Origin of the sequence: Comamonas sp. Tr-654 (assembly GCF_011752915.1) — a bacterium.
In the GTDB taxonomy this organism is placed as follows: domain Bacteria; phylum Pseudomonadota; class Gammaproteobacteria; order Burkholderiales; family Burkholderiaceae_C; genus Comamonas.
On record NZ_VWWQ01000003.1, the window covers coordinates 471,497 to 483,831 of the forward strand.

Here is a 12,335-nt window from a genome sequence, read left to right on the forward strand (position 1 = left end):
CGCCAGGCACTGCCCAGGAAAACCGGCTTGGCCAGCTTGCACCGGGCAGCGGTATTCGAGCCTTGCTCTGAACCATGGCGGTGGCCGGCCGGCATAAAAAAGCGCTTCTCGAGGGAAGCGCTTGCTTGCCAGAGTGCTAGGCGGCAATCAGCGCTTGGGCTGCCAGGCCAAGGCCTTGTTCTGCTGCTCGGCCACCTGGGCAATGGTGAGCTTGTTGGCCGCTTCGTCACGGCGCTTGGCGGCGTCGCCACCCAGCTCCATGGCTGCCAGGTTGTACCAGAAATAGGCCCTGGCATTGTCACGCGCCACACCCTGGCCCTGTGCATAGACCATGCCCAGGTTGTACTGGGCGGCGGCGTCACCCTGTTCGGCCGCACGCTGATACCACTGCACGGCCTTGCCGTAGTCACGCGCAGCGCCCTGGCCTTCGGCGTACATCACACCCAGGCGATTCTGCGCACCGGAATGACCTTGCTCGGCTGCCGCGGCATACCACTTCATCGCCTGAGCAGGGCTGGCGGCACCGCCCTGGCCATCGGCATACAGACGCGCCAGGTTGAACTGGGCCGAGGCATCGCCCTTGTCGGCCGCGCGGCGGAACCACTGCATGGCCGTCGCATAGTTCTGCGGCACGCCACGGCCTTCGGCGTACAAAGTGCCCACGTTGTTGATGGCGGCAGCATGGCCTTGTTCGGCCGCCTTCTGATACCACTGCAGGGCTGTGCCGTAGTTCTGGGGCGTGCCCAGACCTTCGGCATAGATGGTGCCCAGGTTGTACTGGGCATCGGCATGATTCTGGTCGGCCGCACGCTGGAACCATTGCGCCGCATAGGCAGGGCTTTGCTCCACACCCAGGCCATAGAGATACAGACGACCCAGATGGTTCTGGCCGTCGGCATTCCATTGCTCGGCGCTCTTCTGGAACCAGGAAGCCGCCAGCTTGTAGTCGCGCGGGACGCCCACGCCATCCATATACATGCGGCCCAGGCTGTTCTGGGCCCTGGCGTCGCCCTGCTCGGCAGCGCGCTGCAGCCACTGGGCAGCCTGCACGGGGTCCAGCTTCACGCCCACGCCGTCGGACAGCATGGAGCCCAGCTGATTCTGCGCTTCCGCATGGCCTTGATCGGCCGCCTTCTTGAACCAGTCGGCAGCCGTCATGTAGTTCACGGCCACGCCATTGCCCTTGAGGTAGCGCTGGCCCAGCTCGAACTGGGCCGTCACATGGCCTTGCGCGGCGGATTTCTCCAGCCACTGGGCGGCGGTGCTGAAGCTCTGGGGCACGCCCAGACCTTCCTGATAGAGGTGAGACAGGTTGTACTGCGCCACAGCATTGTTCTGCTGCGCCGCGCGGCCGTACCACTGGGCAGCCTCGCGGTAGTTCTGCGGCAGGCCCTGGCCGTTGGCATACAGCGCACCCAGACTGTTCTGGGCACCCGCATGTCCCTGGGCCGCGGCCTTGCGGAACCATTGCGCGGCCGTGGCGGCATTCTGGGGCACGCCCTGGCCGTGCACATACATCTCGCCCAACTGGTTCTGCGCCTTGGCATCGCCGCGCTCGGCCGCCTGCAGCGGACCGGCCGTGGAGGCCACGCGCGAGCCTGCAATCGGCAGCGGGCCGTATTGCAGACGACTGAATTCAAACTGGGGGCCCGATGTGGCGGCTCTGGAATCGCGCAAAAAATTCATGCGACCTTCCGCACCGGTTTGCGCTGATGCGCTCTGGGCAAAGGCCGCCAGACTCGACATGACCAGCGCTGCGATGGGAGTGAACTTCATTCCGGTACGATTCCTAGACGCGTGTTGTTACATCAGACATACGATGACACCAGCCTGCGAGCGTAACTGATTCTGATAGCAGCTTCGATAAGGAATCCCTCAATCGCGGCATCCTCGCCACAGTTTTTTGACATTTGGCCGTGACATTAAAAAAGCCCGGCAATGCCGGGCCTGTCAGGACGCAAAAGTTTCAGCCCCTGGCCAGCTGCTGGCGCACATAGTCCGCCAGCACCTGCATGAGCTCCGCAAAATGCGCGCGCAGCGGCTCGAAGCCGGCATTCGGTTCGCGCGTGTCCTCGTCCATATAGACCGGACGACGGATCTCGATCTGCATGGAGTGACGATTGAGCTGCGGCTGGCCGATGCGCCCGATCAGTTCCACACCTTTGTATGGCTCGTTATAGGCAACGCTGTAACCAAAGCCCTTGAGCGTATCGCCCACCAGATGGATGAACTCGGGCGCGCAGGTCGTGCCGTCACGGTCGCCCAGCACGAAGTCGGCCAGCGGCGGCGCATCGCTGCGTCCCAGTCGCCGGTACACATCGTTGGGCATGGAGTGCAGATTCAGGTGCCACACAGCCCCGAAGCGGGCCACGCTGTCGTCGATGGCCTGCGCCAGCGCCGCGTGATAGGGGCGCCAGTAGCGGGCGATGCGGTGCTGGACCTCGGCCACGGTGCGCTTGCGCTCATACAGGGGCGTGGCCACACCGGCCTTGCTGATTCGCTGCCATATCAGGCCCAGCCCCTGCTGGGTCTTGATGCTGGGCGACAGCGGCACCGGCCATTCGCCCTCGATCTGCGCGGGGTCCAGGTCGGACTCGTTGCGGTTTGGATCGATATAGGTGCGCGGGAAAGTCGCTTCCAACAATGTGGCGCCGAACTCGGGCCAGCGGTCCCAGAGCGCAGCCACATGCGTGTCCTCGCCACGGCGCAGCAGGCTCATGGGCACGACGGCGCCGAAATCCTCGGGATAGGCCGTGCCGCTGTGCGGCGAGTCGCAGACTATGGGCAGAACCTCGCCCCGGGCCGGGTGCACCAGCACCGGCTCGGCCGGTCTGGCTTGCAGAAAATCAGGCACAGACATTGAGGCCTTCATCAGTCCAGCTTGATATTGGCGCGCTTGGCCACGGCCGTGTAGCGCTCGATAGCAGTCTTGATCTGCTTGGCAAACTGCTCGGGCGTGTTGCCCATGGACTCACCGGAGATGGACTTCTGCTTTTCCAGATAGTCGGGCGAAGCCATGACCTTGTGGGCCGCAGCATTGAGCTTGTCGATGATGGGCTTGGGTGTGCCCGCAGGCGCCACCAGGCCAAACCAGCCGCCATCGCCCATCTGAGGGTAGCCCAGCTCGGTATAGGTGGGCACATCGGGCAGCACATCGCTGCGCTTGAGGGCCAGCACGGCCAGGGGGCGCAGCTGGCCGGCCTTGATATGCGGCAGGGTCGAAGGCAGGTTGTCCGTCATGGCATTGACCTGTCCTCCCAGTGCATCGGTGATCGCCTGGCCCGCTCCCTTGTAAGGAATGTGCAGCAGCTGGATACCAGCCAGGTTCATGAAGTTCTCGATATTGGCATGTCCCAGCGAACCCGTGCCCGGCGAGGCAAAGGTGTACTTGTCGGGGTTGGCCTTGGCCAGCGCGATGAATTCCTTCATGGTCTTGGCAGGCACGCTGGCGTTCACCACAAACACGCTGGGCACGCTCATCACATTGGTGATGGGAGCAAAGTCCTTGATCGCGTCATAGGGCAGCTTGCGGAAGATGGCAGGGTTGGAGCCATGGGTGGACACCGTGGCCATGCCGATGGTGTACCCGTCGGGAGCGGCCTTGGCGATTTCCGAAGCGCCGATGGAGCCGCCGGCCCCACCGCGGTTGTCCACCACCACGGCCTTGCCCAGTATCTGGCCCATCTTGTCGGCCAGCAGGCGCGCCACCATGTCGGTGGAGCCACCGGCTCCAAAGGGCACGATCAGGCGGATGGGGCGATTGGGGTAGTCCGCTGCTGCATTCGCAGCGAACGCGGGGGACAGCGCGGCGGCTGCGGCGCAGGCGGCAATGGATGACAGAACGGTACGACGAATAGCCATGCGGCTTCTCCTTGACTGGTTATGAGTCGGTCGAAGGGCGCAGGACTTGGCACTCCAACCTTTTTTTCATTCTGTGCCGCAGGCCGCGCCACGAAAAGCGACAAGACGGCACGCAAGTATTACCAGCCGTCATAATTCAAGCCGTCATGCGCATGCACTCTCCGTCCCTGTCCGAACTTCACGCCTTTGCCGCAGCCGCCCGCCTGGGCAGTTACTCGCTCGCCGCCCAGGAGCTGTATGTGACGCAGGGCGGCATCAGCCGGGCCATTGCCAGGCTTGAGGAGCATCTGGGCTTTGCCCTGTTCGAGCGCCTGGGCAGACGCAACGCGCTCACTGCGGCAGGACAGGACTATCTGCAGGCGATAGAGCCCGCCGTGATGGCGATCGAATCCGCATCGGCCGCCGCACGCAGGCGCCGCCATGGGCCCCAGCTGCGCCTGTCGGTCATTCCCACGCTGTTCAGCCACTGGCTGATTCCGCGCCTGCCCGACTTCAACCGCCGTCATCCGCAAATCATGCTCTCCTTCGCGCCCTACCGGCGCGACGATCCGCTCAATGCACCGGAGATCGATGCCTGGATTCGCGTCGGCAGCCAGCAATGGCCGGCGGGCGTGGAGGCCGAGTATGTGATCGGCCGCGACCTCATCCCCATCTGCCACCCGCGCGAGCTGCAGGGGCCGAACTCCATCCGCACCGAGCAGGATTTGCTGAGCCGCCCGCTGCTGTTCCACACCAACTACCCGGGCAACTGGGCCAGCTGGATGCAGGCCCGGGGCCTGAGCCAGCCTTGTCCCGCCCCGGTCGCGGACTTTGAGACCGTGGCCCTGCTGGTGCAGGCCGTGGCCGCAGGCATGGGCACAGCCATGGTGCAGCGTTGCCTGGTGGAAGAGGATCTGGCATCGGGCCGCGTGGCTCTGGCGCTGGATGCGCCGGTGCATATCGAGCGCGGCTACTTTCTGTGCCAGCAAGGCAACCGGCCTCCCACGGAGGCCTTAAGGCAGTTTCGCAGCTGGATACTGGAGCAGGCCGAACCCCGGGCCGTCAGTGACTGAGGCCCGGCCGGGCACTGGCGCGAATACAACAAACACTCTTGAGTCAGATCAAGATTTCACGCAAAACAGCTTTCCAGCCAATGCGCCAATCAGCGCCAGGCTCTGGAAAGCACCCACTGGCAGCAGGCACTTGCGCAGACCAGCGCGGCATAGCCGAGCATCTTGCCATCGCGTGAAAACAGCCAGAGACTGGTCAGCAAAACCGCTACACCCAATATGAAATTGATAGCTACTTGCGTAGTGAAGGATTGGGCTCCAGACTTGTTTTGCTTGAACCATCGAGCGCAGATCGCCAGGCCCAGAGCAAGAAAAAAAGCCGGGGCGACGAAGTTGAGTAAATGATTAACGCTCGCAACAAGATCCATGGCAACAATCGATTCCAAGGCTTTGAGACCGGGGGGTGCCCAATCCGGTTCTAAATTTTATAATCCCCTGTTATGGCAGTCTGGGCTTTAGGTATCAATCACCACACGGCTCCGCTCGATATGCGGGGCCGTTTTGCGTTCGCGCTCGATCAGATCGCGCCGACGCTGCAAGGCCTGCGCGCATCCCTGTCCCACGCGGGCCGGGCTCACAGCGCCGTGGAAACCGCCATCCTCTCCACCTGCAATCGCACCGAGATCTACTGCGCTGCCGACGCCCCCGCCATGGATCACACCATGCACTGGCTGGCCAACAGCGGCGGCGTGGCGCCTGAGCTTCTGCGCCAGCACTCATATCTGCTGCAGGATGGCTCGGTCGCCCGCCACGCCTTCCGCGTGGCCTCGGGGCTGGACTCCATGGTGCTGGGCGAAGCTCAGATCCTCGGCCAGATGAAGAACGCCGTGCGTGCAGCCGAGACTGCAGGTGCCCTGGGCACCACGCTCAACCAGCTGTTCCAGCGCAGCTTTGCCGTGGCCAAGGAAGTGCGCAGCTCCACCGAGATCGGTGCGCACAGCATCTCCATGGCTGCCGCTGCCGTGCGCCTGGCCGGCCAGCTGTTTGAAGACCTGAGCAAGATTCGCGTGCTGTTCGTGGGCGCGGGCGAGATGATCGAGCTCGTCTCCACCCACTTTGCCGCCCGCAACCCCAGGCAGATCACCATCGCCAATCGCACCATGGAGCGTGGCGAGAAGCTTGCTGCCCAGTTCGGCGCCGGCACCATGCGCCTGGCCGATCTGCCCGAGCATCTGCACGAATACGACGCCATCATCAGCTGCACGGCATCCACCCTGCCCATCATCGGCCTGGGTGCCGTGGAGTCCGCTCTCAAGAAGCGCAAGCGCCGCCCCATCTTCATGGTGGACCTGGCCGTGCCGCGCGATATCGAATCCGAGGTCAAGAACCTCAACGACGTCTATCTCTATACCGTGGATGATCTGGCAACCGTCGTGCGCACCGGTCAGGCCCAGCGCCAGGCTGCAGTGCAACAGGCCGAGGTCATCATCGACACCGGCGTGCAAAGCTTTATGCAATGGATGGACCAGCGCAACCCCGTGGGCGGCGCGGTCTCGCTGATCCAGCAGGTCAACGCCCAGGCCGACGAATGGCGTGCGCTGGAAATTGCCCGTGCCAAAAAACTGCTGGCCAAGGGCGAAGACATCGACACCGTGCTGGAAGCGCTCTCGCGCGGCCTCACACAAAAAATGCTGCACGGCACCATGGCCGAGCTGCACAAGGGCGACGCCGAAGAACGCGCCCAGACCGCAGACACCGTCTCCCGTCTGTTCCTGCGCGCCAGCCGCAACCCCAGCAAGCTTTAGCGGCGCTCGCCCGCTTTGGCGCTGCCCTCCTCGTGCAGCGCATGGCCCTGCCGTGGCCTGCCCTCATTCCTTCCTGACTCCACAAAGGTGAGCGCCCTCACCTTTCCCAAGCCCTAGGTACCCCCTATGCAAGACTTTTTGCGCAACCAGCTCGAACGCTATGCCCAACGCCTGCAGGAGCTGGATTTCCTGCTCTCGCGCGAAGACATCATGGGCGACATGAAGCAGTACCGCACCATCTCGCGCGAACATGCAGATGTGACGGCGATTGCAAGCCGCTACACGCGCTACCTGCAGACCGAAGCCGACATTGCCGCCGCGCGTGAAATGCTGGACGACCCCGACATGGCCGAAATGGCACAGGAAGAGATCGGCAGCGGCGAAGCCGAGCTGATCAAACTCGAGGACGAGCTGCAGCGCCTGCTGCTACCCAAGGACCCCGACGATGCCCGCCCCGCCTTTGTCGAAATCCGCGCCGGCACGGGCGGCGACGAATCGGCCCTGTTTGCCGGCGACCTGACCCGCATGTACACCCGCTACGCCACCAACGTGGGCTGGAAGGTGGAAGTGATGAGCGCCAGTGAAAACGAAATCGGTGGCTACAAGGAAGTGGTGCTGCGCATTGAGGGCGACAATGTGTACGGCGCGCTGCGCTTCGAATCGGGCGGCCACCGCGTGCAGCGTGTGCCTGCCACCGAAACCCAGGGACGCATCCACACCAGCGCCTGCACCGTGGCCGTAATGCCCGAGCCCGACGAGGCCGAGGCCATCACGCTCAATCCTGCCGATCTACGCATCGACACCTTTCGCGCCAGCGGCGCCGGCGGCCAGCATATCAACAAGACCGACTCCGCCGTGCGCGTGGTCCACCTGCCCACGGGCATCGTGGCCGAGTGCCAGGACGGCCGCAGCCAGCACAGCAACAAGGCCAAGGCCCTGCAGGTGCTGCAGGCCCGCATCCAGGAAAAGGAACGCAGCGAGCGAGCCGCCAAGGAAGCGGCCATGCGCAAGGGCCTGATCGGCTCGGGCGACCGCAGCGATCGCATCCGCACGTACAACTTCCCCCAGGGCCGCCTCACCGACCACCGCATCAACCTCACGCTGTACAAGCTGCTGGCCGTGATGGAAGGCGATCTGGGCGATGTGATCCAGGCCCTGCAACATGCGCGCGAGGCCGAGCTGCTGGCGGAGCTGGCCGCATCCTGATTCCGCAGGCACCGGCCAGGCTCGAACCAGGTCCGTTCGGACGCTCCGCCAGAAATGGGGACAATCTCAAGATGACACAGCGCTTTTTGCCGGCTCTGGTTTCGGCCCTGCTATCGGGCCTGTTGTTCGCATCGACCGCCGCCCAGGCTCAGGCCCTGCGCAAGCCATCGGCCTATGACTCGGGTGCGGGGCGCCCAGTCGACGCCGGCGGCAGCCGCAACACTCCTGCCAGCCTGCAGGCGCTGACCAGCCGCGCCGATTTCGATCGCGTGGCCCGTATCTTCGACCCGGCCAGCGCCATGCCGCACGTGCTGTTTGTGATCGACCGCCAAAGCAAGAGCACGCCGCTGCATTTCATCAACACGCCGCGCTACGCGTTTCACGAAGATTTTCTGCGTGCCAAAGGCCTGCTGCAGGGCGGCAAGCCTGCGCTCAACCGCAATTACCGCGAGCCGGGCCGTCGCTTCATTCTCGGCACGCTGAGCTGGCAGCCCGCACTCAAGGACTACAGCTACGAGTTCTGGGAGGGCGACCAGCTCACGCCCGAGCTGCTGCAGACCACGGCCGCCGCGCTGAGCACCGGCTTTTTCGCGCCGGCTCGCTTCAAGGCCAACTCCACACAGCAGGAAGCCGTGGCCCGGCAGGCCGGTGTTGCAGCGGTCACGCAGGCCCAGCTGCTGGGTGCCCAGACCTATCTGCCGCTGAACCAGGGCCAGGCTGTGGGCCGGCTGCGCATCCTGAACCAGGCCGAAGCCGTGAATGACCTCCAGCCCAGGGACATCGTGCTGCTGCGCGAAGTGCCCATCAGCCTGCCGCCCGTGGCCGGTGTGGTGACGGAGCGCCCGTCCACGGTGCTGTCCCATGTCAATCTGCTAGCGCGCGGCTGGGGCATACCCAATGCCTATGTGCAAAAAGCCGCCGAGCAATACGCGGACTTCAACGGCCGCTGGGTGCATATCGACGTGCAGCCCGCCAGCTTTGCGCTGCGCGCCGCCACGGCTGCCGAACAGCAGAGCTCGGAGCAGCAGGCACTGCGCCAGCCCGCCAGAGGCAGCAAGGTCTTGCTGCAGCCCGACCTGCGTCGCAGCGAACTGGTGCCTCTGGCCGGTCTGCGTAGCGCGGACCGCCGCCGCTGCGGTGCCAAGGCCGCCAATCTGGGCGAGATCCAGTCCGCCCGACTGGCGGACGTCAGCGTGCCCGACGGCTTTTGCATTCCGTTTGCCGCCTATGCCGACTTCATGCGCGCCAACGGCCTGACCGAGCGCATTGCCCGCATGCGCCAGCAGCCCGGTTTTGCGACGGATGCAGGCCTTCGAAAGCAGGCCCTGTCCGCGCTGCAGGCCGAAATCGAGCAATGGCCCGTCAGCCCGGCCGTGGCCGATGGCTGGGCACAGCGCTGGTCCGGCCAGCTGGGCAGCCAGGGCGTGTTCGTACGCAGCTCTTCCAGCTCCGAGGACCTGCCCAACTTCAGCGGAGCAGGCCTCTACACCACAGTGCCCAATGTACGCAGCGACGCGGACCTGACCGCCGCCGTACGCAAGGTCTGGGCCTCGGTATACAACTTCGAGGCCTGGGAAGCCAGACAGGCAGCGGGCATCGACGACGCACAGGTGATGATGTCGGTGTTTGTGCAAAAAGCCGTGGACTCCTCCGCATCAGGCGTAATGATCACCCGCGACCCCTTCGATGCCTCGCACCGCTACATGAGCTATATCGCCGCCAAGCGCGGCCTAGGCATCCGCGTGGTCGAGGGTCGGCGGGTCGCAGAGCAAATCCTCTACTCCAGCCGCAGCAAGGCCGTGCAGGTGCTCAACCGTTCCCAGGACAATGTGGCGCTGCAGCTGGATGCCAGGGGCGGCGTGCGTGAAGTGGCGGTGACTGCTGGCCGCGCCGTGCTCAGCGACGCATTGGTGCAGCGACTGGCCCGCGCCGGAGCCAGTATCAAGCAGCGCTTTGGCGGCAGGGACCAGGACATCGAGTGGGCCGTGCAGGGCGACCAGCTCATCATCCTGCAGGCGCGCCCCTTCATCTCGGCGCCCGGACGTTAGGAGTTCGCCATGCTGAAATTCGACTCACCTGTCGTGGTTGAGCTGCTGCAAGCCCAGGGCTGGACCCCGCAGCGAGAGGTCACCATTCCCGCGCCTGTGCAAAGCGCTCTGTGCCGTCAGCCCAGTCTGACCAGCCACCCCGCCGTGGCGGCACTGCAGAACCTGGCGGGTTTGCACATAGGCCAGGTGGGCAAGGGCCGGGAATGCGCCAGCAGCGATATAGAGTTTGACTGGCTTGAAGCGTATTTCACCGGCGAAGATGCAGACGACGCCCTGCTCTGCTGGGAACAGCGCCTACACACCCGGCTGATAGCAGTTGCCGAAGTTCACCATGCCCACGGCCAACTGCTGATGGCCGGCGATGGACGCTGTTTTTCCTGGTCCTTTGTAGGCATGAGCTTCGAGGGCGAGAATATTCAGCAGGCGCTGGAGCATCTGTTGCTGGGAATACGTTCGCGCCCCATGCTGGAGCTCGGCAAGTCGTCGACCCAGCTGTACGGCACGCTCTACAAGGCGGGCGACCCCGAGATATACCCTTGCTGAATTTCCGAAGAAGATGGCCGCCGGCCAAGCCATGACCGAACCCTCGCCCCCCACTTTCTCCGTCGCTCAAGCCCTGCAGCAAGCCGCCCGCCAAGGCCTGGCGCGTGTCGATGCACAGATGCTGCTGCTGCACTTGATGCGACAGCCAGCGCATGCCCGTGCCTGGCTCATCACACATGACTGCGATGCCCTCAGTCAGGAGCAGCAGCAACGCTGGGACCAGTTGTGCACCCTGCGCCAACAAGGCACGCCAGTCGCCTATCTGACGGGAAGCAAGGAGTTCTACGGCCTGGATCTGGCCGTGGACAGCAGGGTGCTGGACCCGCGCCCCGATACCGAGACCCTGGTGGACTGGGCGCTGGAGCTCATGCCCGAAGGGCAGCCGGTTAGCGTCGTAGACCTGGGCACCGGCAGCGGCGCCATCGCCCTCGCCCTGCAAAGCCAGCGCCCCACAGCCCGGGTGATCGCCGTGGACGCCAGCGCCGATGCCCTGGCCGTGGCCCGCAGCAACGCCGCCCGGCTCCAACTGCCCGTGCAGTTCGTCCATGGCAGCTGGCTGGAGCCTCTGGACGGACTGGGATCCGTCGATCTGATCGTCAGCAATCCGCCCTATATCCGCGCCGACGACCCGCACCTGGCGGCGCTGACCCACGAACCGCTGTCGGCCTTGGCCAGCGGCGCGGACGGGCTGGAGGACATACGCAGCATCATCGACCAGGCTCCGGCCCGCCTGAAAGACGGCGGCTGGTTGATTTTCGAGCATGGCTGGGATCAGGCCGAAGACGTGGCGCGGCTCATGCAAGCGGCCGGCTTCGAACAGGTACAGCACCGTCACGACCTGGCCGACATTGCGCGCTGCACGGGCGGCTGCCTGAACCAAAAAACTTGATTTTCAGGACTGAGCCCCCAAATATCCAGACAGCAAGATTTCCTCACAGCATCGCATTCCTTGCGGTCGGTGAAATAATTGCAGACATCGCGGCTGGTACCGCCATTTCCAAAATCCGGAGCCCACTATGAGCAACACTCAACAACGCATCGACGACCTGGTCAAGAACAACGACATCCTGCTGTTCATGAAGGGCAACGCCAGCTTCCCTCAGTGCGGCTTCTCCGGCCGTGCCATCCAGATCCTCAAGGCCTGCGGCGTGGATGCCAAGTCCATCGCCACCGTGAACGTGCTGGAAGATCAGGAAATCCGCCAGGGCATCAAGGACTACAGCCAGTGGCCCACGATTCCCCAGCTCTACATCAAGGGCGAATTCATCGGCGGCTCGGACATCATGATGGAGATGTACGAATCGGGCGAACTGCAGCAAGTGCTGGCCGCCAAGTAAGCCCCATCCCGTCTGCAAGCCACCGGCACCCCGGTGGCTTTTTTCATGCCGCCCCCCAGACCCATTCCCCCTCACCACTGCTGCATCCATATCGATGGCAGCGCCCTGCCCAACCCCGGCCCCATGAGTCTGGGCGTGTTACTGCAGCTGCCCGACGGTAGCCGCCATACGCTGTCGCAGAATCTGCATCGCATCGGCTGCAACAACGAAGCCGAGCTGCGCGCCCTGATGGCCGCCCTGAAGCTGGCACGCGATCTCGGCGCGCGCAGCCTGACGGTGCGCACCGACTCCCAGGTCCTGCTGGAGCAGCTCGGCCCGCCAACAGCCAAGCCGGCGCGGCCCATCGCCCGGCTCAACCCGCTGTTCGAGGCCGCCCGCGCACAGATGCAGGACTTTGATGAGCTGGTGCTGCAATGGGTGCCCAGACACCGCAATACAGAGGCCGATGCGCTGGCACGCATGGCCCATTCGGCAGCCGCGCTTCAGTCCTGAAGCCAGTACAGCTGCCTGCCACAGGCTTTATGTGGTCGAATAGAGACTCCTTGA

The 12,335-nt window shown here is 64.3% G+C and carries 12 protein-coding genes; 8 read left to right on the top strand and 4 right to left on the bottom strand.

The window, feature by feature from the left end; genetic code table 11:
• Window positions 1-147: 147 nt before the first annotated feature.
• The 3 genes from F3J24_RS11815 to F3J24_RS11825 all read right to left on the bottom strand — a co-directional run bounded on the left by F3J24_RS11815 (window position 148) and on the right by F3J24_RS11825 (window position 3,861).
• Window positions 148-1,776 (bottom strand): SEL1-like repeat protein, encoded by a 1,629-nt coding sequence (locus tag F3J24_RS11815; RefSeq protein WP_167006243.1) that lies wholly within the window; start codon window positions 1,774-1,776, stop codon window positions 148-150.
• A 190-nt stretch (window positions 1,777-1,966) separates the two neighbouring features.
• The gene (locus F3J24_RS11820) at window positions 1,967-2,860 is read right to left on the bottom strand and encodes an N-formylglutamate amidohydrolase (protein ID WP_167006246.1); all 894 of its coding nucleotides are present in this window, start codon (window positions 2,858-2,860) and stop codon (window positions 1,967-1,969) included.
• An 11-nt stretch (window positions 2,861-2,871) separates the two neighbouring features.
• A complete protein-coding gene (locus F3J24_RS11825; protein WP_003058506.1) occupies window positions 2,872-3,861 on the bottom strand; it encodes a tripartite tricarboxylate transporter substrate binding protein BugE in 990 nt (329 codons plus the stop codon).
• 146 nt (window positions 3,862-4,007) lie between these two features.
• Here F3J24_RS11825 and F3J24_RS11830 point away from each other — a divergent pair, with 146 nt between their 5' ends.
• Window positions 4,008-4,913 carry a LysR substrate-binding domain-containing protein gene (locus F3J24_RS11830; RefSeq protein ID WP_167006249.1) on the top strand — a complete coding sequence of 302 codons (906 nt, stop codon included), beginning with the start codon at window positions 4,008-4,010 and terminating at the stop codon, window positions 4,911-4,913.
• 89 nt (window positions 4,914-5,002) lie between these two features.
• Here F3J24_RS11830 and F3J24_RS11835 read toward each other — a convergent pair whose 3' ends face one another.
• Complete coding sequence (locus F3J24_RS11835; RefSeq protein WP_240154315.1) at window positions 5,003-5,296, bottom strand: hypothetical protein; 294 nt, start codon at window positions 5,294-5,296, stop codon at window positions 5,003-5,005.
• 54 nt (window positions 5,297-5,350) lie between these two features.
• Between F3J24_RS11835 and hemA the strand changes: the two genes are divergently transcribed.
• From hemA to F3J24_RS11870, 7 genes are all read left to right on the top strand, one after another.
• Window positions 5,351-6,655, top strand: a complete 1,305-nt coding sequence (gene hemA / locus F3J24_RS11840; protein WP_034364512.1) for a glutamyl-tRNA reductase — start codon at window positions 5,351-5,353, stop codon at window positions 6,653-6,655.
• Between the two features lie 126 nt (window positions 6,656-6,781).
• A complete protein-coding gene (gene prfA / locus F3J24_RS11845) occupies window positions 6,782-7,861 on the top strand; it encodes a peptide chain release factor 1 (RefSeq protein ID WP_167006252.1) in 1,080 nt (359 codons plus the stop codon).
• Between the two features lie 71 nt (window positions 7,862-7,932).
• Window positions 7,933-9,909, top strand: coding sequence for a PEP/pyruvate-binding domain-containing protein (locus tag F3J24_RS11850; protein WP_167006256.1), 1,977 nt, complete (start codon window positions 7,933-7,935; stop codon window positions 9,907-9,909).
• A 9-nt stretch (window positions 9,910-9,918) separates the two neighbouring features.
• Window positions 9,919-10,452, top strand: coding sequence for an SUKH-3 domain-containing protein (locus tag F3J24_RS11855; RefSeq protein WP_167006259.1), 534 nt, complete (start codon window positions 9,919-9,921; stop codon window positions 10,450-10,452).
• 13 nt (window positions 10,453-10,465) lie between these two features.
• The gene (prmC, locus tag F3J24_RS11860) at window positions 10,466-11,341 is read left to right on the top strand and encodes a peptide chain release factor N(5)-glutamine methyltransferase (protein WP_167006262.1); all 876 of its coding nucleotides are present in this window, start codon (window positions 10,466-10,468) and stop codon (window positions 11,339-11,341) included.
• Window positions 11,342-11,468: 127 nt separating this feature from the next.
• Entirely contained in the window at window positions 11,469-11,789 is a 321-nt protein-coding gene (gene grxD, locus F3J24_RS11865; RefSeq protein WP_003058519.1) for a Grx4 family monothiol glutaredoxin, read from the top strand.
• A gap of 33 nt (window positions 11,790-11,822) precedes the next feature.
• Window positions 11,823-12,281 (top strand): ribonuclease HI family protein, encoded by a 459-nt coding sequence (locus F3J24_RS11870; RefSeq protein WP_167006265.1) that lies wholly within the window; start codon window positions 11,823-11,825, stop codon window positions 12,279-12,281.
• Window positions 12,282-12,335 lie beyond the last annotated feature (54 nt).